This window comes from Bradyrhizobium sp. Ai1a-2 (assembly GCF_000426245.1).
Taxonomy (GTDB): domain Bacteria; phylum Pseudomonadota; class Alphaproteobacteria; order Rhizobiales; family Xanthobacteraceae; genus Bradyrhizobium.
In genome coordinates this window covers 1-19,486 of the sequence record NZ_AUEZ01000102.1, presented here as the reverse complement: position 1 = coordinate 19,486, position 19,486 = coordinate 1, and the positions used below count along the sequence as shown (strand labels likewise).

11 protein-coding genes and 4 pseudogenes are annotated in these 19,486 nt (G+C 58.7%); 1 reads left to right on the top strand and 14 read right to left on the bottom strand.

The window, feature by feature from the left end:
* From K288_RS55135 to K288_RS0138160, 6 genes and pseudogenes are all read right to left on the bottom strand, one after another.
* A pseudogene (locus tag K288_RS55135) lies at window positions 1-159 on the bottom strand (IS5/IS1182 family transposase); the annotation flags it as partial.
* A 648-nt stretch (window positions 160-807) separates the two neighbouring features.
* Window positions 808-2,157 (bottom strand): annotated as a pseudogene (locus tag K288_RS47870) (pitrilysin family protein).
* A gap of 11 nt (window positions 2,158-2,168) precedes the next feature.
* Window positions 2,169-3,492: pseudogene (locus K288_RS47865) on the bottom strand (pitrilysin family protein).
* A gap of 564 nt (window positions 3,493-4,056) precedes the next feature.
* Window positions 4,057-4,359 carry a group II intron maturase-specific domain-containing protein gene (locus K288_RS0138170; protein WP_027584213.1) on the bottom strand — a complete coding sequence of 101 codons (303 nt, stop codon included), beginning with the start codon at window positions 4,357-4,359 and terminating at the stop codon, window positions 4,057-4,059.
* 102 nt (window positions 4,360-4,461) lie between these two features.
* The gene (locus K288_RS0138165) at window positions 4,462-5,442 is read right to left on the bottom strand and encodes a PDR/VanB family oxidoreductase (protein WP_027584212.1); all 981 of its coding nucleotides are present in this window, start codon (window positions 5,440-5,442) and stop codon (window positions 4,462-4,464) included.
* A gap of 10 nt (window positions 5,443-5,452) precedes the next feature.
* Window positions 5,453-6,526 carry an aromatic ring-hydroxylating dioxygenase subunit alpha gene (locus K288_RS0138160; protein ID WP_027584211.1) on the bottom strand — a complete coding sequence of 358 codons (1,074 nt, stop codon included), beginning with the start codon at window positions 6,524-6,526 and terminating at the stop codon, window positions 5,453-5,455.
* 409 nt (window positions 6,527-6,935) lie between these two features.
* On the opposite strand from K288_RS0138160, the pseudogene K288_RS54385 reads away from it, so the two are divergent.
* A pseudogene (locus K288_RS54385) lies at window positions 6,936-7,193 on the top strand (IS5/IS1182 family transposase); the annotation flags it as partial.
* A gap of 67 nt (window positions 7,194-7,260) precedes the next feature.
* Here K288_RS54385 and K288_RS0138155 read toward each other — a convergent pair.
* The 8 genes from K288_RS0138155 to K288_RS0138115 all read right to left on the bottom strand — a co-directional run.
* On the bottom strand, window positions 7,261-7,698 hold the full coding sequence (locus K288_RS0138155) for a VirK family protein (protein ID WP_027584210.1): 438 nt from the start codon (window positions 7,696-7,698) through the stop codon (window positions 7,261-7,263).
* 781 nt (window positions 7,699-8,479) lie between these two features.
* On the bottom strand, window positions 8,480-9,034 hold the full coding sequence (locus K288_RS49925; RefSeq protein ID WP_152535876.1) for a hypothetical protein: 555 nt from the start codon (window positions 9,032-9,034) through the stop codon (window positions 8,480-8,482).
* Window positions 8,940-9,410 carry an FAD/NAD(P)-binding protein gene (locus K288_RS49920; RefSeq protein WP_256378881.1) on the bottom strand — a complete coding sequence of 157 codons (471 nt, stop codon included), beginning with the start codon at window positions 9,408-9,410 and terminating at the stop codon, window positions 8,940-8,942. Before K288_RS49920 ends, K288_RS49925 begins: the two co-directional genes overlap by 95 nt.
* 88 nt (window positions 9,411-9,498) lie before the next feature.
* A complete protein-coding gene (locus K288_RS54380; RefSeq protein ID WP_152535875.1) occupies window positions 9,499-9,732 on the bottom strand; it encodes a twin-arginine translocation signal domain-containing protein in 234 nt (77 codons plus the stop codon).
* A 206-nt stretch (window positions 9,733-9,938) separates the two neighbouring features.
* Window positions 9,939-10,193: a hypothetical protein gene (locus K288_RS54375; protein ID WP_201449792.1), complete on the bottom strand. Its 255-nt coding sequence runs from the start codon at window positions 10,191-10,193 to the stop codon at window positions 9,939-9,941.
* 149 nt (window positions 10,194-10,342) lie between these two features.
* A complete protein-coding gene (locus K288_RS47855) occupies window positions 10,343-11,728 on the bottom strand; it encodes an MATE family efflux transporter (protein WP_051334969.1) in 1,386 nt (461 codons plus the stop codon).
* A 39-nt stretch (window positions 11,729-11,767) separates the two neighbouring features.
* Entirely contained in the window at window positions 11,768-18,244 is a 6,477-nt protein-coding gene (locus K288_RS0138120) for a non-ribosomal peptide synthetase (protein ID WP_027584205.1), read from the bottom strand.
* A gap of 896 nt (window positions 18,245-19,140) precedes the next feature.
* A partial coding sequence (locus K288_RS0138115) for an IS5 family transposase (protein WP_027584204.1) occupies window positions 19,141-19,486 on the bottom strand: 346 nt, incomplete at its 5' end.

Below are 19,486 nucleotides of genomic sequence, written 5' to 3'. Positions count from 1 at the left end.
CGCCTTGTCCTCATACACCGCACCGAACCGCTGTTCCAGGACCGACCAGTCGATCGTCCGCGAAAGCTTCACCAGTGCATGATCCATGTCGAGGATCGCGTCCAGCCGGGAGCGCAGAAGATCGGCCTGTCCGCTGTCGCGTCGTTCCTTTGGCTTCATCGTCCCCTCCGGTCAGACCGAGGGAATCACGACGCGCGATTCGGCGGTATCCTCAAATGCAGATTTGCAAGCTTTTGCGGCGTCAAACCCCGAAAGCTTGCAATCTCAAACCCCCTCACGACCGAAAAATCGACTCCACATCAATGGCTTGGGCGATTCTTCACGGACGACGAACTAGTCTCGGGTCGAGCGAGGCGACGGAGATCCCGGCAGCTGAAGAGTATTCATATCTGACCTCCTGTCCGGAGCCCACAAAGACTGGGCTTGCAGGTTGGATTCTCGGAAGGTGGCGCTGCAAAAGCTTAAAGCAGTCGTTTGGCGCCACAATTGCGACGGCGGTTGCATCCGGCCCAGTTCGGGGCGACTTCAGTCAATCAATTCCTTAAGCCGCACCAGTCACCATCTCGGAGCGCCGGCGTCGAAAGTGTGGAGGCTACCGTGTCACGGACGGGGTCAGTTTCATGAACCCTTCCGTTGGTCGTTTGTCATCCGCTTGCAACGCTTTCAAGGCTTAGGATGCTCCGCAAAGCGACCGCGCGAAGCGATATACCTTAAACAGCCTGCAAGAGAGGATCTCTCGTTTCTTTTCGAGAGCTGTCATGGGAGGTGCCGAACTCGACTATGGAGGGCTACTGGCCGTAAGGCACTTCAGTTCGATCTCGGCGCGGGCGCCGCGGCCGGCTGCGCGGCGGCCTGCGGCGCGCGGCCGACGACGACGGTCAGAAGGCCCTGCCCCCACAGCCGCCTTGTCGCCTGCTTGGCGTCATCGAGCGTCACCGCCTCGATGATGGCGTTGCGCCTTTCGATATAGTCGATCGGCAGCTTGTCCTCTTGGTATTGCAGCAGCCCCTGTGCGAGCTTGGAGGAAGCGTCGAGCGCGAGCATCTGCGAGCCCTTGAGGTAGGACTTGGCTTCCTCGAGCTCCTTCTGCGTCGGCCCTTCCTCGGCGATGCGGCAAACCTCCTTCTCGACGGCGTCGATCGTGTCGCCAGCGCGATCAGCACGCGTGCCGGTATTGCCGATGAACACGGCCGAGTGCTCCATCCAGAGCAGCGATTCGAACATCGAATAGGCGAGTCCCCGCTTCTCGCGCACCTCGCGATAGAGCCGGGACGAGGGGCCGCTGCCGCCCAGGATGTGATTGACGACATACGCCGCCATGAAGTTGGGATCGCTGCGCTTTACGCTGGGTCCGCCGAAGGCGATCACGGTCTGCGGCAAGACGTGCGCGTCGGCGGCCTGGCCGCCTCCACATCGGCCACCGGCATCAGCGTCCCCTTTGCCGGCAAGCTGCCGAACGTCTGGTCTAGCAATCTGCCGAGCGTTTCCGCGTCGACATCGCCGACGACCGCGATCTTCAGCGAGCACGCGGCCAACATAGTCGTTCATGTCGGCCACGGTGATCGTGGGGACGCTGTCCAACGTGCCGCTTGCCTGATGCCCGCACGGATGATCGCCAAAGGCGATTTCGAGAAATTTCCGGTTCGCAAGCGCGCTCGGATTGGTGGTGTCGTGGCGCAGGCCAGCGGTGACCTGCAAGCGGATGCGCTCGACGTCGGCCGGATGGAAATGCGGCGAGGTCAGCGCCATGCGCAATAGATCGAAGGCTTCATCCTTGTTGTCACGCAGCATCCGCGGGCTGCCGCGGAAGGTATCGCGGCCGGCGCTGAAGCTGAGCTCGATGGCGCGCCGCTCGAGCCGCTCATGAAAAGTTTTGGAATCGAGATCGCCGGACCCTTCGTCGAGCAGAGCGGCGACGAGGCTGGCGACGCCCGGCTTGTCCGCGGGATCCTGCGCCGCTCCGCCGGCAAACGAATATTCCACGGCGATCAGCGGCACGACAGCATCCTGCACGAACCAGGCTTGGATTCCGCCGGGCGAGATCAGGTGCTGGATCTTGGCTGCGGCCTGTGCCAGCGAGATCGCCGCGAGCGAGAGCGCCAGGCCGGCCGCAACGGAGAGCGCGATGCGTCGAGTACAAAGGAAAGAACGGGTCACGGACGCTTCTCCTAGCGCTTGGTCGTGGTGGTGTCCTTGATCAGATAGCCGGTCACCGAACGCTTCTTGTCGAGCCATTTTTGCGCGGCGGCGCGGACCTGCTCGGCCGTGACGGCGCGAATGCGGTCCGGCCAGCTCTGGATGTCCTCGACGGAAAGCCCCGTGGTCAGCGCGACGCCATACCAGCGCGCCAGCATCGACTGATTGTCCTGGGCATAAACCGCTTGCGCAACGAGCTGGGTCTTGACCCGCTCCAAGTCCTTGGCGCAGATCGGATTTTGCGCGACGTCGGCGATGACGCCCGCGATCACCTGCTCGATCTGCACGAATTCGACGCCGGGCTTGAGAAAGACCGAGATCCAGAATTGGGTCGACTCAAGCGAGGTGCTGGAGTAGTCCGCACCAGCCGAGACCGCGAGCGGCCGATCGACAACCAGCGCTCGGTAGAGATAGGAGTTGTTCCCACTGCCGATTAATCGCGCGAGCACCTCGAGGGCAGCACTCTCGCCGGGGGCGGCCGTGGTGGCCGATGGTACCAGAATGGTACCAGATAAGTGCGCAGCACAGCCGGCTGTTCAACGCGTGGATCGGCAAGCGTTACGGTGCGTGGCCCGTCCGGCTCCGGCTCAGGCGGTCGAATGCGATCCTGGTGATCGCCGGCTGCGCCGGGATCGAACCGAAGGTCTGCTCGACCAGCGGACGCACGTCGGCGGCCTCGACATCGCCGGCGATCACCAGGATCGCATTGTTCGGCGCGTAGAAGCGGCGGCAGAAGGCGAGCGCATCCTCGCGATCAAGCTTTTCGATCTCTTGCCGCCAACCGATAATCGGCCGTCCATACGGGTGATTGAGGTAGAGCGCTCCCTGAATCTGCTCGATCAGCCGCGCGGCGGGGCTGTTGGCAACCCGCATGTTGCGTTCTTCGAGCACGACGTCACGCTCGGGTAGTACGTTCTCGTCCTTCAGAACCAGGCCGGTCATCCGGTCGGCCTCGAGGTTCATCATGGTCGGCAGTTGTTCGCGTGGGACGCGCTGAAAGTAGGCGGTAAAATCAGTGGAGGTGAAGGCGTTTTGGTTTCCGCCAACGCGATGCACGATCCGCGAGAATTCGCCAACCGCATGCTTCTCCGTGCCCTTGAACATCAGGTGTTCGAGAAAATGGGCGAGCCCGGATTTGCCCGGCGTCTCGTCTGCGGAGCCGACCTTGTACCAGATCATCTGCGTCACCACCGGTGTGCGATGGTCCGGGATCACGACGACCTGCAGGTCGTTGTCGAGCGTAAAGCGGGTGAGCGGCACGGACGTCGGAGGGGTCTCGGCGGAGACGTCACCTATTAAGAAGGCGCAGGTCAGGGCCAGCGCTAGAAGACAAGCGACCGACCGAGATGAGGACGTCGGGAGCCTTGACAACACTCGAAGTAGAATTTCCGAAACGAAAGCACGGTCGGGCGGCTGATTGGGCGCGGCATTGTCGTCAACATGGTTCGTCAGCCGCTGGATCGGCATGGCCCTTTGCAAGCTCCATTGCATCTGGTTCTGGATGAGGAATGAGGTCATGATCGAAGTCATCTATCGGCTGCTCCGTACTCTTGGATGACCAAATCGACAGCTCGCGATTGCTCCACGGGAATATCGTCGGTCCGGCGCGTCGCCGGCTAACCCAAAGCATTAGTCGTGCCAACGAAGAAACTCTTTTAGATACAACGTGGTCGTCCAAACCAGCCTGTTCGCATCTTCAACATCGTCGTGTATCGGACACGGTGCGCTGCCGCAGGGACGCTCATTACTGAGCGCCCACCGGACAGATCCGGACATGCAGCTTTGGCGAGTAGGCCGGTGGAATCTCACCGCCGGCCTCTCATAGATCCCAGCGCGAGACTCTCGCCTCACTTGGCCCCATCAGGCGAAGGAGCCGCGTATGCCGATCTTCCAGTGTGCGAGGAACCCCGGACGTTCTCGAGATAGTCGTTCGAGAACGTGGCCGGCCTTGGCCTTGCGCCCCATAAAGCGTTTGAACTTCCGCATCATCCAAGCCTCAATTGTCTGATTGATGTATCGAAGGATTGGCCCCAGAGCCGCCCGCGTGAATCGACCGTAATACTCAATCCACCCCGGCAGGAGTGGATTGAGCTGCCGAGCGATGTCAGCCATTGACACATGGGCCCGTCTTCGGAGGTTCAAATCCCGGATTGCCGCACGCATAGACTTCAGCGCCGAAGCGCTGACCCCAGGCAGAAAACTGCAGAACACCGAGGCGTCTTGCGAGTTCTTTGCTCGTCGCGGCCGGAAGCAGTAGAACTTAGATTACGGGGTTGGCATTCGATCGGGCGTATCGACGGTAATGCAACCGCTGGTCGCACGCGACACGCAGGTGCACAGCTTCCCGTTCGTCGCCCGCTCCTCGCTGCTGAAGAACACGTCGCGATGATCGACCGGGGCCGACGCCTCCAGGATCGGCAGGACGCATAGGCCACATTCTCCGCGTCGGCAACCGAAGATCATGTCGACGCCGGCATCTTCAAGCGCGTCCAGCATGGAACGGTTGGCAGGAACGTCGAGTTCGAGACCCAGTCGGGGAATCTTAATCTTGAACGGCGCGTCCGCAAAGTTGCCAGCATTGCCGAACGTCTCGTAGCGGAGGTGCGCCACGGGCCTGCCTGCTTCGTACCACAGGCGCCTGACCGCCTCCAACATGCCGAAGGGGCCACACACATAGAGCTCGCCGCGCGGATCGAGTTGGGCGATCTCGCCGGCGATGTCGATGCGCTGTCCCTCTTCACTGACGAAGAGCTGAAGCCGTTCGCCGATATGACGGGCCAGCTCGTCTGCGAGTGCAAGGTCGCGGCGGCTGCGCGAGGCATAGAGCAGGCGAAACCTCGCGCCCGCTTGGTTCAGCGCCAGTGCCATCGTATAGATCGCCGTGATTCCGATGCCGCCGGCGAGCAGCAGATATTCCGGCCGGCCGTAGCTCAATTCGAAGCTGTTGCTCGGCGCGGAGATCGTAAGCCGTTCGCCCGCCTTGAGGCGCCACATGCCGATAGACCCGCCCCGGCTGGACGCGAGCCGTTTAACGGCGATGCGATAGAGTCCGTCCGGACAAGGTCCCACCAGCGAATAGCTACGAAGCTGCGGCCGTCCGTCAATGGGCACAACGACGTCGATGTGACTGCCGGGCGTTGCTGTGACGAATGCGCGGTCCGCCTCGATTTCGAGGAGGAGGACGTCAGGAGTAAGCTCGCGCCTGGCGCGAAGGCGCGCGCTAGCCCATTCGATCGGCTTGGCCATGACTTTTCGCTCACTCGGCCGCAACGTTTGCGATCATGCGGGCCTGTTCGTCGGCCAGCATCCGGTCGATCAGTCGCCGCGCCCAGAGCGCGCCCGCATCGATGTTGAGATCGTAGAAGGGCGAACGCGGGTTCTTCTCGATCGCAGCCTGCTGCGCCTCCAATACCCTGTGATCCTGATCGTAGACGCCCGCTCCGCCATTGACGTGGGCGAGCTGGAGCTCTCTCGTCAATTGCGCATCATTCCTGCGATAATTTCGGACGAAGTTCCAGAAATAGTGGCAGGTCGTCTCGGTCTCGGGCGAGATCGCCGCCAAGAACGCACCGTTGACGCCGTGCGAGCGGTCACCTTGCGGCGCGCCCGTACCTGTCAGCGCCACGCCGACGTCGCCGACGACGACCGACGGTGCCTGGAACGTCACGATCTGCCAGCGATCGACACGGCCCGGCCGTCCGAGCTGGCGGGCCCAGAACGGGGGCGGCTCGATGTCGATCATCCAGCGCGTCATCGTCGCCGTGTCGCCGGTGTGGGTCACATCAAAGGGCGCGGCCGTGATCGCCTCGTCGCCGATGCTGCCAGCGTGCACATAGGTCTCGTGCGTGAGGTCCATGAGGTTGTCGATCACAAGGCGATAGTCGCATTTCAGCTGATAGAATGTGCCCCCCTCGCCGACCCAGTGCGTGCCGTCGTTCCAGTGAAAATTCGGAATTTTGGCAGGATCCGCCAGTGCGGGATCACCGGGCCACAGCCAGACCAGGCGATGCCGCTCGGCGACCGGATAGACGCGCACGCAGGCTGACGGATTAATCGTCTTCTGCGCGGGCATGTAGGTGCAGCGGCCGGCCGAATTGAAGACCAGCCCGTGATAGCCACACATGACATTATCGCCCTTGAGATGTCCGAGCGACAGCGGCAGCAGCCGGTGCCAGCAGGCATCCTCCAGCGCGGCGACCACGCCGTCGGTGAGCCGGTAGAGCACGACGTTCTTGCCGCAGATGGTGCGGGCGGACAGCTGGCGGCCGATTTCGTGGCACCATGCAGCCGCGTACCAGGCGTTGAGCGGAAAAGGCTTGGATGCGCTCATGGGTAGCTTCTCTCCCGGGTCCAGTCGATGTTCGTGGGCTTGTCTCAGCCCATTCCAATAGCCTGCGCCTTGCCGCCCTGGCACGAAATGTGCCTCGGCGGTCACTCATCACCCCTCAAATGACAAGCTTGAGAATTAGACTAGCAAGCCACGCCACTCGAATTGGTTTGTCAATGAGCTACAGGCGCTGCCAAGCCTACAACCTGACGCCACGTCAGGTTCAAGCTATTTTGTGCTCATCTTGTGGGCACGGCGATGTAGCGCTGAGCACCACAACTGGCGACTTCTCGTCGTCCGCGACTTTCATCATCACTGTGCCATCTCCCGACCGTCTTAAGCCTTGCGTTGGGTGTCCACATCGGTGAGCCGATTTGCAGCTGTGGCACACGATCTGACATGAGCGACTCAGATCATCGCAGATGCCGCTTATGACGCCGATCACATCCGCGATGCTGCGGCCGACAAAGGGGCCAAGCCATCATTCCCAACAACCACTCGCGATCACTCAAATATCCGCTCGGCAAACACCTCTACGCCCCTCGTCACCTCATCGAATGCTGCTTGAGCAAACTGGAGCAATTTCGCCGCGTGGCACCCCACTGAAAACACGACCGGAAACTACCTGGCCGTCGTCACGATCGGGGCTACCGTGTTATGGCTCCGATAAATGTCACACGGCCTAGAGAATCAGGGTAGCGAAACCGCACCCCAGCCGCGAGCAGTGTTTTTTTCGATTACCAGACGAACTTCGCGCCGTCCGGCAGTTCGCAGACGAATTCGCCCTGGTTCACGGCTTCAGTCGCCCCGGCGGCCACTTTGGAGGCCCGCACCGTGAGCTTGCCTTCGCGGCTGAGGCTGTGGCGAATGTATTCCGTCACCGGGTGTCCCAAGCTGTCCACGGTTTGATGCGCATCGGCGAAGCTGATGCCGTTCCGGGGGGTCACCCTGAAGGCACGGATAACCAGCCCGCCCTGCACGGACGGCCCGGGCTTGCCGCCATCTACGGTAGTACAGCGGTTGAGGTCCAGAATGACCTTCACATTCTTGCCAGAGTGCAGGGCACTGAGCACCTCGGCATATTTTGGCGAGGGCTCGTCGGCCTTGGCCATCGTGCTCACGCTTGCAGCCAAAAGCAAATAAAACAAGATCGACAGGCTTCTGCTGAGTTGCATATATGCTCTTCTCCCCACTTGAACCACAGGCGCGAAAGCGCCAACTGCCGATGTCGTGTTCGCAACTAGCTTAGCGGATTGCAGACATTCAGGCACGTCCGCCTTCGCGACAACTACACGTGTCGCAACCGCGCGCAAGTGGTTGCGACGGCAAATCTAGCGTCACAAATTCGTACGTAAGGTTTGCGAAGTGGCGTCACAATTTGCGACACCCTCTGCACTGTTTGGTCAGGCTGTTCGGAGAAAAGGCATAGCGCCATGGGGCCAGCGATTGACGGTAATGCCCTGGATATCCCGTCCTCATCGAAGCTGCTGCCAGCGAGCTGGCGACTGAGCTGGTCGCGGACATCGTGCTCCAACTTGTCGAAGGGCGTCTCGAGCAATCTCTGGCGCCCGAGCGTCGACTGGTCGCGTGCATCCAGGCCTTGATTCGGCGTGGTTGGTGCGCAGCACATGTGAACGCACATCGTCTCTGACAGCTCCTTCGGGTGTTCGTATCCGCCGAGACTGACTGGAAAATCCATCTTGACGCGGGCGTATGTTCCGGTCGGCACATAGAGTTCGTGAATGAATACCGAGCTCGAGAAACGCCTTCCAAGTCCGCACCACCACGTTTGTCTAGATCAGCGGCATCTTGACGTTCTGCCGGAGCGCTAGATTCTGTTCCTCCGGCAGTTCAGGGCAAAGGAATGGGATCATCATGTTGTATCCGGCGAGGATGCATTTGCGTCGCCGAACCTTGCGTAACGTGCCTCCCTTCACATAACTGACATCTGCATGATCATCGACGTTCCTGACATTTCACCGCGATGCTATTGAGGCGTAGGCGTACCCGCGAACTGGCTTCGTCGAGCTTGCTATAGTCGAAGCGTGCAAGGACGATGTCATCCATTGTCGTGCCCGGCGCCCCACCAGGGATGAGGCTGCGGACCAGCAGGCGGGCAATGGAGGCATTGCCGTTCGGGAAATGGCAGATATAGGGATCATCCGCGTCCTTGTCGGTGGCCCGTGCGGTCTTCATGCCTAGGCCATCGAAGCCCGGGAAGCCGGTGTTCATCGCGGCCAGCGCCGACACCGTGTCGGAACTTGACGCGAAGAGGTCGTTAAAACGTCCTTGAAAATACTGCGCAGCCCTCTCGCTCATCCCGGCGTGCTTGATGAGATAGTCTCTGTAGCTGGTCCCGGCGAAAATGTTCTCCTTGGCATCCAAAACCATTCCCTTGAGGCAATCGATAGGCTTTTCATGGAAGGCAACAAGAGCCGCCTTGTCCGCTTCCCCGGGTGGGAAATCGGCGATGAAGGCTTTTAGCGGGAGGGCGTTGAGCCGGGTTGGCAAGTTGGTCGTCGCCTGCCATCCAGAACGGATCGCCGGTCACGAGCTTGTCTTCTCCCCAATTCTCCTTGTTGAAGAAGACGCCGCGGCTCAGATTCCTGGATGCGTAGAAGGTACGGTCGAATGCCGCGCTAAAGCGATCGAGATCGATGGGCCAGCGATTGCCGGCTGCGACTTCGCTATAGCTGGTGCGCCGGGAATCGATGGTTTCCGTACCCCGATAACCCCTGATTAGCCGGCCACCGACTGTGAATTCATTGCCCTTGGCGTGCCCGCCGAAATCATCATGGTTCTCAAGGATGAGAATTTTCTTATCAGCAGCATGCTTCTGTCGATAGAACCATGCGGCAGACAAGCCGCTGATGCCGCCGCCGACAATGACCAGATCGTAAGTTTCCTCCGCAGGTGTTTGTGCAACTTGGAAAACCTTACCCTCGCGTCCAAGTGCGCGTGCCGCCTCGAATGAGTCAATGGCTGCCGCGCAGACCAGTCAGAGATGGCGGATAATAGGGTGAGAGCTGTTCAGTCCGAAGGAAGTCGACAGGTGCCATACCGGCGATGATGGCAAGGCCAGTACCAGCCAGAAAATCGCGACGACTAATAATTTTAATCACCTCATTGGTTCTTGGTTGCCCTGCCTGCCGCATCGCCAGCACACCGCGCGCCCCTGCAGCAGCGCCGTTGCTTCCCGTGGAGGCCATGCGCGCGCCACCTCATATTCCTGACCGTTGCTCTTGAGAACCTTGAGATTCTCCTGGAATTGCTCCCAGCTGATATAGCCGGGATGGGCATCGGGGATGAAAGCCAGCCAGTCATCGTGGTCACGCCGCTGCAGGGCCTTTTACGTCGACGGCCCATCGATAGCGCGGCCGCTCATAGGCGTAGGTGCCGGCGTAGCGAGGGTTGTTTAGGACGCGTATCGCCGTCGAAGCGTCGCCGGCTGGAAAAAACCATCGCTGACCAAGAGCTGAAATCCCTCCCGCCAAGCGGCCGATGCACCGGACTCGCAATGATCATTGTCGATAACGATGATTTGCTCGTCGCGCCATCCGAAGGCAACCGCGCGTCCGCGAAGCGCATACTGCCGTTTGGCACTCTCGACATTCTCGACGACTTGTCGCATCCAGGACTGGCGAATGTATAGATAGGCCGAAAGCTTCATGAAAACCATGAATGTCGAGGCGGTCTATCCGATGGCCTACGAGACGTTCGAAGACGTCGTCGATGATCTTCCACGCTTCACGGACGAGATGTACAACAAACGCCGAATGCATTCAGGCCTAATGCTCTGGGCCCCGATGATGTCCCTTGTCAAGTTAACCCGCGATCTCCGATCGCCGTTGAGGCATGGTGCCGGCGCGCTCGTCTGAGCTCGGTGAACTGGTGGAACATGACAAACAGCGCGATCATTCCGGCGCCCAGCTCAGCGATTGCTTGACTGGCCAACAGTCCGTTGAAACCCGATATGACAGGGAACAACAGTACGGCCGGTATGAAGAGATAGCCTTGCCTCGCCATGGATACAACCGCACTCAGGCGCGCTCTCCCGAACGACTGAAGCATCGCCGTCACGAGACTCTGAATACCAAAAAGTCCGAAAAAGAGATGGAAGACGATGCAGGTCGAGACGGCAATTTCCGTGACCTTCTCGCTATCGCTGAACAGCCTGACCAAAGGCCGGGCAAAAATCACAACGGCCACAGAATACGCGACGGAAAGAGCGACAGTCATGGATAGTATGAACTTCACGGCCCTTAATACGCGAGCAAAGTCGCGTGAGCCCCAACCGAAACCCAGGAGAGCTTGAGAGCCTATACAGAAGCCGGTGATAGGCAGTGCGCCGATCGTCAGCAATCGCACAGCTATTCCCACGGCCGCGATGGAATCGTCCCCGAACGGCGCAGCAGCTCCGTACAAGAGCATAAAGGCAACGGCAGATAAAATACTGGTCATGGTCGCCGGCGCTCCTATGAACGCGAGCTCTCTGATGCGATCTGCTCGCAATGAGATGTGAGATATTCTGACGACGACTATCCCGCGAAGGTTCGTAAAATACGCGATATAGAGGCTAATAGCAGCGATCTGAGATACCAGCGTTGCCAGGGCTGCGCCTCGCACGCCGAGGTCCAGCAAGAATATGAAGACGGGATCGAGCACAGCGTTCAGAATGAACGCGGTAATCATCGTCCACATGCTGAATCGTGTGTTACCCTCGGCCCTGACGATGAAACCGTTGACGATGTTTAGAAGCATAAGGGTGTACCCGTACAAAAGCGTCGCCGCGTAGTCGAGCGCTGCGGGCATGATGGTTGGAGTTGCCCCGAGCGTTACGAATATCCCTCGCAGGCTTAGAAGCAGAGCGACAGTAAACATGATACCGATCGGAGCGGCCAGCGCGAGTGCAGTACTCGCGCCTCGACTCGCCTCGAGGTACTCACCAGCGCCGAGATGACGAGATATGATCGACGCTATTCCAACACCGATCCCCTGTCCGACTGCCGTGAGCAGGACCACGATCGGCAAAGTCATGCCGACAGCTGCGATCGCCTGCGCGCCAAGTACGCCAACAAAGATCGCATTGACGGCCTGCTGTAACGCATGAATCGATAAGCCAACAACAGACGGAAGGGCGAGCCGCAGGATAAGGCCCAAGAGATTGGGGTCCGATAGATCGTTGTACTGTTTTTTCTTTGGCATCACATCGCGATCGCTCTCGACGACAAATTGGCCTCCGGCTCATTCATGGATGACAGTGTCGCCAAATCCTCCGAATTCGTTGATCGTCCGCAACAGCTCCTGTTGCAACACCGTGCAAAGATTGCGGGTCACCTCATAGCTGACCTGAGTTGAATTATACCTCGTTTCGATCTGTAGATGGCCGGCTTGATATCCGACACTGAACCAGAAGAGGTAATTCACGCCCGCTTCATCCATGTCTTTGCCGATCCAGAGTGGAGAAGGTTCCTCGGCTAGGAAATGCCGTGGAAAATTGCGCTGCAAACCCACTCGATAATTCAATCCAATTCTGGGCAAGGGCAAGCGATCCACCCGGCTCCGCACCGCTGGATCTCGGTTCAGGAATTTCATGGCCCGAAAGCCAATTCCCCCGCGTGGCAGGGCGTTGCGCTGGCGGAATATTGAACGAGCACGATCGGTACGGGGCTCCGTTCCCGTGAGACTCAAGGGAAGCGGAACGATCTCGCTGATAACGCCGATAACCTGAGATGGATCGAGATCGTCAAACAGCCGACTTCGGGTCGAGGTAAGGCTATCGATCCAGAGCGAATAGTTGCCGAAAACACGTCCAAATGCGCCAGATATCGCGGCAAGAAACACGTCAAAGTCCTGACAATGCGCCCATCCAGCCGCAATATTGAGGAGATCAGCCGTCGCTTTTTTGTCAATCTCCAGATGGTACTTGGCCTGATCTTCCCAAAGGGACCGGCAATTCGTTTCATCCATGCGACCTTCAAGGCATGCATAGTGAAGCTCTCTCGCGGTCACTTCCGAAAAGCTCGCGCCGCCCGATGAAGTGTCGCTGACGTGCAAATCGAACTCATGGTAGTTAATCCTCTCCCAGTACTTGAGTTCGGCTGGCGCTTCGCTGTTCGCGTAGCGCTCAAGGCGTTTCAACCATGGAGAGAGCATTTGTATGTCCTCGGAACCACTCGCGGCGAGGCCTGAGGCAAGGGTGTTGTAAGCAGCATCCAATGCTTCCAAGAACAGTCGATAGCCTATCCCGTCTGCTACAAAATGATGCATCAAGATCAGCAGATAGTAATCTCCGCTCTCCGACGTGCGGAACACCGTGGCTTTAACAAGAGGCGTCTGGCCGTCAAACCGAAACGTATGTTGATGTCTTGCTGAGATGCTCTCGATTGCCTTACGCTGCTGTAGGCCGCTCATTCCGACAAGATCGATCTCCTCCACGAGGCGTTCGGCCGCGGAAGATCCGATTGTCAGACGGAGACCATCGTCGGTTCGAGCAATACGGAGTCTGAGGCCTTCGTGCCTATGCATGACATAGTCAAGAGCGCGCTCCAGCATTCGGATATTCAGGGTGCCGGCGCGCAAGAAGAACAGATCGCCGATGTTGAAATGCTCATCGAAGCCGACAAGGCGATTCCAAGATGAGATTGCGGGGGTAACTGGCAAGGAGCCATCCGTGGAAGGGAAGGATGTAACCGCCGCTCCGTCTGCCGCCAATTCCCTGATGGTCGGGGTTCGATAAATTTGGTGGACAGTGAGATTCAGCCCGGCCTTGCGCGCCAACGTGACGCAGCGCACGCATAGAAGAGAGTCTCCGCCGATATCAAAGAAACTCCGATCGATTCCGACCCGCTTGGCGCCTAATAGATCCTGCCAGATCCCAGCAAGAATGCGCTCCTCCCTCGTGCGGGGCTCAGCAGATGGACTAGGCCCGACCTCGCGGTAAGGAACGGACGACAAGCGAGCACGATCTATCTTTCCGCTCGCCGTAAGGGGGATGCTATCAACCAAATGGAAGGCGGCAGGAATCATGTGGGAGGGCAATGTGTGGCGCAGGTGGATGACAATGTCTTCAGAGCTTAGACTGTCGCGGGCCGGAACCACGCTAGCGGTCAAGCGACGATGGTCATTCATGCCTGCTGCGACGACCGCGGCCTTTGTGATTGCCGGATGAGATTCAAGGGCCGCTTCGACCTCCTCCAGCTCGATGCGAAAGCCCCGTACTTTGACCTGGTTGTCCGAGCGGCCGCAAATCTCGAGAAGGCCGCTGGTCGAAATGCGTGCGATATCGCCACTTCGATAAAGAACGCTGTATTGTCCGTCATCATACGGATTCGGCACGAAACAGCGGTTGGTCCGATCTTGATCCCGCCAGTACCCAGCGCTCACGCAGCGTCCCGCGATGCAGAGTTCGCCGGCGGCTCCCACAGGGACTCTCCTCAACTGGGCATCGAGCACGTAGAGTTTGACGTTATCGATTGGGCGCCCAACGGGGACGAGCGACGAGTCGTCGTAGGCATCCGATGTATCGTAGACTGCTGCATTGGATGCGCATTCCGTCGCACCATAGAAATTCCACAACGGCACATCCGGGAAATACGCACGCCAGCGAACGGGGAGCGAGGAAGGCATCGGCTCGGCGCTGCTTGTGACAAACCGCAAGGCGGTCCGTCGCGGGTGCCGTTCCTGGGAAGCAATGAGGCCGGACAGGAGTGGCGGCGAGGCAAATAGGTGTGTCACGCGATCTCTCGCCAGCCTGCACAACAACCGATCTGGATCCAGCAACTGCTCTTGGGTCAGGATCAGCGCTGGCACACCTCTCAGAAGTCCCCCAAAGTATTCCCAAGCGGACGCAACAAGTGATGCGGACTTCTGGACAACCATCACGTCGGTACTGTCGAAGGGAAAGCTTCGCCACATCCAGTTCAGCCGATTGAGAATTGCCGATTCCGGTATAAGAACCCCCTTCGCCTTCCCGGTTGAGGACGACGTGTATATAAGGCTTGCAATTCCCTGATCTGATGGTTTGTCGCTGCATTGGAGATCGTGCGCGGGCGCGCCGCACCCTTCTAGAGTCGATAGAAAAATCGACGGCATGTCAAAACCAAGGTCAGTGGTATTTGCGTGAACCAAAAGCTTTACCTGACTATCTCGCAGGATATATTCGATCCGATCACGCGGATAATCCGGCGATATAGGGACAACAATGGACTGCAAGGCTCGCGCCGCAAGAATAACAGCGGCCACGTCAGGCGACCGGTCGACCAACATGGCGACCGTGTCGCCAACGCCCACGTCAGAAGCCCGCAGTAACGACCTAATAGCTGTTACGCGCTCACGCAGCTGGCCGAATGTGACCTCACCGAAATCACCAAAGTATGCCGGCTGGCTGCAATTGGAAACGCTAATTTGCTCGAACGCTTCGACAAGCGGACATTCAGTCTCATATGGTCGCGCCGAGCCATCCAGCGAGTTCAGCATAGTGACGTCTGATGCGCTGAGGCAGCTCAGATCTTGAATCGGTGCAAGCGGGTTCTCAACGCAGGCTGCAATCAGACCGCGCAGGTTGTCGGCCATGCGGACAATCAGATCGCTGGAAAATATGTCTTCCGAATATGCTAGCTGGAGGGCGATTTCCTCGCCTTGCTCTTGTGCGTACAATGTCAGATCGAATTTGACATAGCCGGTGTCGTATTCGCGGAACGTCAGATCCAACTCATGCTGGCGAAGTGGGTCCGCGGCTTCGGAGTACATGTTGAACATGACCTGGAAGACCGGTGATCGTCCCGCTTCGCGATATAGCCGGGTATCCCTCACCATCCAGCCGAACGGATATGCCGAATTTGCGATAGCATCGCTGACCAGGCCCTGGACGTGCAAGGCATGAACCGCAAAGGATTGGCCGCCATTGATCGCAGTGCGGATTGGCAGCATATTCAGGAAAAAGCCGACAATGTCGGCGCTGCCAGGTTGATCCCGTACGACGTGAGGTATGCCAACGATAATATCGTCCTGGCCGCTATACATCCGCAGCATCAGCTTGAAGCATGCGAGGAGTGTTGTCGACGTGGTGCACCTATGTCGGCGCGCAAACTCCCGTACCTGATTGGAGAGCTCGCTGCCAAGCAGCACCGCATGCGAGGCGCCGCGGCAGGAATTTGTCTGCGGCCGCGCTCGTTCCGTTCCAAGCGAAAGCACCGGCGGATCAGCACCAATCTGACGACGCCAATAGCTACCTTGGCTGGCCAGCGCCTCTGGAGTAGCGTGTTGTTTTTCCCAGACCGCGTAGGTCGAGAGTGAAACGCGGTTTTCTGGCAGAAGCGACGCGCCATCTACGTACCTTCGTCTAAGGTCCCTGAGCAGAACAGAGATCGACCAGGCATCGATAATAATTTCGTGAGTGGTGATCAGTATGAGATGGTTGTCAGTGCCAAATCGGATCATGCGCGCACGAAACAAATGGCCTTGGCTGAGATCAAAGCTGCCGCTTAGCTCGGTTCGCCGTAACTCTGCGATCAGCTCCTCAGCTTCCTGCGCGGTGAGATGAGATGCATCATCCAATTCGAGAGTTGCGGATTGCGGAGCATCAAAAAGCTGAACCGGGCCGTCCTCGTCGATAAAGCGCGCCGAAAGTGCCTGATGGGAATGAACGACATCAGTCCAGGCGCGATTGAACGCGGCCAGATCGATGATGCCCTTTATTCGCAGGCCGCCTTGAATGATGTAGTTCCTGGCAGAGGGATCGAGCTGCGAGAGAAACCATAAGTGCTCCTGAACTCGCGTCAGAGGCGATCGCGTAAGCTTTCCGTACGTCGGGGCCGTGCACAGTTTGGATTCGGATTGGGCCGAGATCGAAGCCGCAAGAGATCGGATCGTTCCATTCAGGACCATCCTGAAATCCGTTCTCACTCCAAGCTGTGTCTGCAACTTGCCCAATATGAGCATTGCCCGGAGCGAGTCTCCGCCGAGGCTTATGAACTGATCGTTCACGCCAATGTTCTCAATACCCAGAACGCCGGACCACATTTGACACAGCTGGGCTTCGAGCTCTGTTTGCGGCTCCTTGAATGGCGTCGGCAGTGAAGGGCGAACACTGGTCGGGTCCGGCAATGCTCCAAAATCGACCTTTCCGTTTCTGGTCAGTGGAATACTGCCGACGTGGATGATCCTTTCTGGGAGCATGTAGGTGGGAAGCGCTTCGGCAAGAACGTTCTGAAGCTCGCATTCCGCCACTTCAGCCGGAGCCACCACATACGCGATGAGCCGTTTCGATGCAGTTTCCCCCTCGGCCCTGGTTATGTCTCTCGCCATAAGCTTTACGCCTGCGCAGACGGCAGCGACCGCGACGGCGCCGCGTACCAAATGATGAGCGGAGAGGCGAGCCTCGATTTCTCCCAGCTCAATTCTGTGCCCGCGGATTTTGACCTGGCGGTCCCGTCGACCGAGACATTCCAAAAGGCCATCGGAACGAACGCGCCCGAGATCACCTGTCCTGTATAGGCGCCGGAACGACGGGGCACTTGAGAAAGGGTTAGGCCCAAAGGCATCCTCGGTGCGGACATCGTCATTGACGTAGCCAGCAGCGACCCCAACGCCGCTAACACAGATTTCGCCGACCTCTCCCGTGCTGCACAGCCGCGATCCGTGGGCAACATACACCTCAAGATTAGAAATCGGCTTGCCGATCGGCACATAAGTGTCAGCCAGCGCAGGTGGCACGGAAACCAGATGATGCGTAACGCCGTCCGCGCACTCGGTCGGCCCGTAGTGGTTGAGAATGGGCTTGGGATATAAGCCAAGCCATACGCGCGCCAGTCCGGGTGTTAGAGGTTCTCCGACCGTAGAAATAATCCGCAAACTGTCCAGAGCTCGCTCAGCCACCGCAAGCGACTGCAGATATTCAACAAATATCGCAAGCATCGACGGAACGAATTGAACAGCTGTCACGCCATACTCTTGAAGTGCTTTGAGAAGGGATGCTGGCGATTTCAGTGTTACATCGTCAATGATAGCGATACAGCCTCCGACGCAAAGCCCCGCCAGAAGCTGCCACAGCGAGATGTCAAAGCAGTGCGACGCCGTCTGCGCGATGCAATCGGTCCGAGTGAGGGTTAGGGCATCAATCTTCGCCGCCAAATGATTGTTTAGGGCTGCGCGCGCGATCATTGCGCCCTTAGGCTGGCCCGTCGAACCAGACGTAAACAGAATGTAGGCGAGTCTGTCCTCGCTCGATGATGGCAAGACAGACGAAGTCTGGCCCTCGCGCAGCGCCGCCTCTATCGCTATGAATTGCGTGGTGCGTTTGCTGCTCGCCTGGAACTGGCTGAGCGAATCCGGCTTGTCTGGGCCAATAATCAGCGCGCACCGACTCTGATCGATCATGAATGATGTGCGCGAAGACGGCAACGATGGATCGAGCGGCAGGTACGTTGATCCGGCCTTCAAAATTGCGACGACCGCCGTCGCCCAGTCGAGGTCCCGTTCACCCCAATAGCCGACGACCGCGCCCTGAGCGCCATGCTCTCGTAACGTCCTCGCGCAGGCATCCGATCTTAATCGCAGCGCCCCGTAGGTGAGTTCGTCTGCGCCGTACCTCAGCGCAACTCTCTCTGGATCCGATCTGGCAAGGCGATCAATCGCTGTGATCGCGTCGATCGATTGACGTTCCACAAACTGATTTTTGCCGGGTTGATTTTCCGTAGGCTTACGCGTCCCACCATTCATCGCTTTGTGCGGCCTTTAGATCAGAAAATTGTTGGTAGTCCACCGCATCCGATACAGCTGCCCCGCGGCAGGGCCGTGCGCTCAGTGAGCTGAACCCTCACCACTCTCAGCAACAGACGTGCCAACTTTCCAAAGAGACTGATTCGCACGCTTTGCGTTGGCCGGCGGGCGCGCCTCGCGTGTTTAGTGTCTGGCCCCGAACATAGGCCGTCTTCAACCGAACGCGGTCATGTCAGGTGACTGCTGATCAATCATGGCTGGATGGGGCGATGGCAAGGACACCTCGTCGTCTGCGCCCAAAGGCGAATATGATCGAGCCGATGGCGCGAGTCACCCTCCCCGCTATGCCCACTCGACCGTACCGCTTTGATCTCGCCTCTTCATGGCGGCGCCGGTCCGCGGCGACTTTATTGGTGTGGACACAGCGCGGTAGCTGTCTAGGATACATTTTGAGCTGTCACTGGCTCCACGCTCGCTTCGAGCTCGAAAACGGCTGAACCCTCGACCTATGAAGACGTGCCGATCTGCCCGGTGGCGGAGCGCACTGGTGGCGTCTGGATGGAGGTTAGGTTCACTCATACCGATCTCGCCGCGCACTGACATCAGCGCCGTGCGAACGGCCTCACCCACGACATCGGCCTCGTCATTGCAAAGGCCAGATATTATCAGCTCGCGGCCACCGCCGGCGTACGAACGTACGGTTTCATATCGCATCTGCTTCCGATTGGGCGTGGAGAGCAGGACGGAGCAGACCCGACGCCATGAGCCAACAAAGCGCCGAGTCCACCCAGATCACTGGACGGGTTGTGGTAATAGTGATTTGAATAGAGCAAGCAGCCTGCCGAATTGAGGACTGCAGCTCACTCGCGCTGTGGTGCCTTAGGTGGTGTGGACACTTATCTCAGCCATAAGACGATGGCTGCGAGAGTGACAACAGCGTGGTAATTTCGGGCGGTCTTTTCGAAGCGGGTTGCGACGCGACGGAACTGCTTGAGTTTTGAGAAGCAGCATTCCACGAGATGACGCTGGGCATAGAGATGCTTGTCGAGCGGATATTTGAGCGCACGTGACGGGTTGTTGGGGATGACGGCCAGCGCTCCCTTGGCGGCGATGGCTTGGCGCAAGTGATCGGCGTCATAGGCCGTATCGGCCATGATGACCTCGGCAGGCAGTCCCTCGATCAGGGCCGCAGTTTGCGGTGCATCGCCCTTCTGGCCTGCCGTAAGGGTAAACCGCACCGGG

What these genes read in the sequence shown, in the direction of transcription:
- K288_RS54375 (WP_201449792.1), bottom strand. Translation starts at nt 10,193, where the DNA reads ATGAAGCTTTCGGCCTATCTATACATTCGCCAGTCCTGGATGCGACAA.
- K288_RS47855 (WP_051334969.1), bottom strand. Translation starts at nt 11,728, where the DNA reads ATGCCAAAGAAAAAACAGTACAACGATCTATCGGACCCCAATCTCTTG.
- K288_RS0138165 (WP_027584212.1), bottom strand. Translation starts at nt 5,442, where the DNA reads ATGGCCAAGCCGATCGAATGGGCTAGCGCGCGCCTTCGCGCCAGGCGC.
- K288_RS0138170 (WP_027584213.1), bottom strand. Translation starts at nt 4,359, where the DNA reads ATGCGTGCGGCAATCCGGGATTTGAACCTCCGAAGACGGGCCCATGTG.
- K288_RS54380 (WP_152535875.1), bottom strand. Translation starts at nt 9,732, where the DNA reads ATGGCCTCCACGGGAAGCAACGGCGCTGCTGCAGGGGCGCGCGGTGTG.
- K288_RS0138120 (WP_027584205.1), bottom strand. Translation starts at nt 18,244, where the DNA reads ATGAATGGTGGGACGCGTAAGCCTACGGAAAATCAACCCGGCAAAAAT.
- K288_RS0138160 (WP_027584211.1), bottom strand. Translation starts at nt 6,526, where the DNA reads ATGAGCGCATCCAAGCCTTTTCCGCTCAACGCCTGGTACGCGGCTGCA.
- K288_RS0138155 (WP_027584210.1), bottom strand. Translation starts at nt 7,698, where the DNA reads ATGCAACTCAGCAGAAGCCTGTCGATCTTGTTTTATTTGCTTTTGGCT.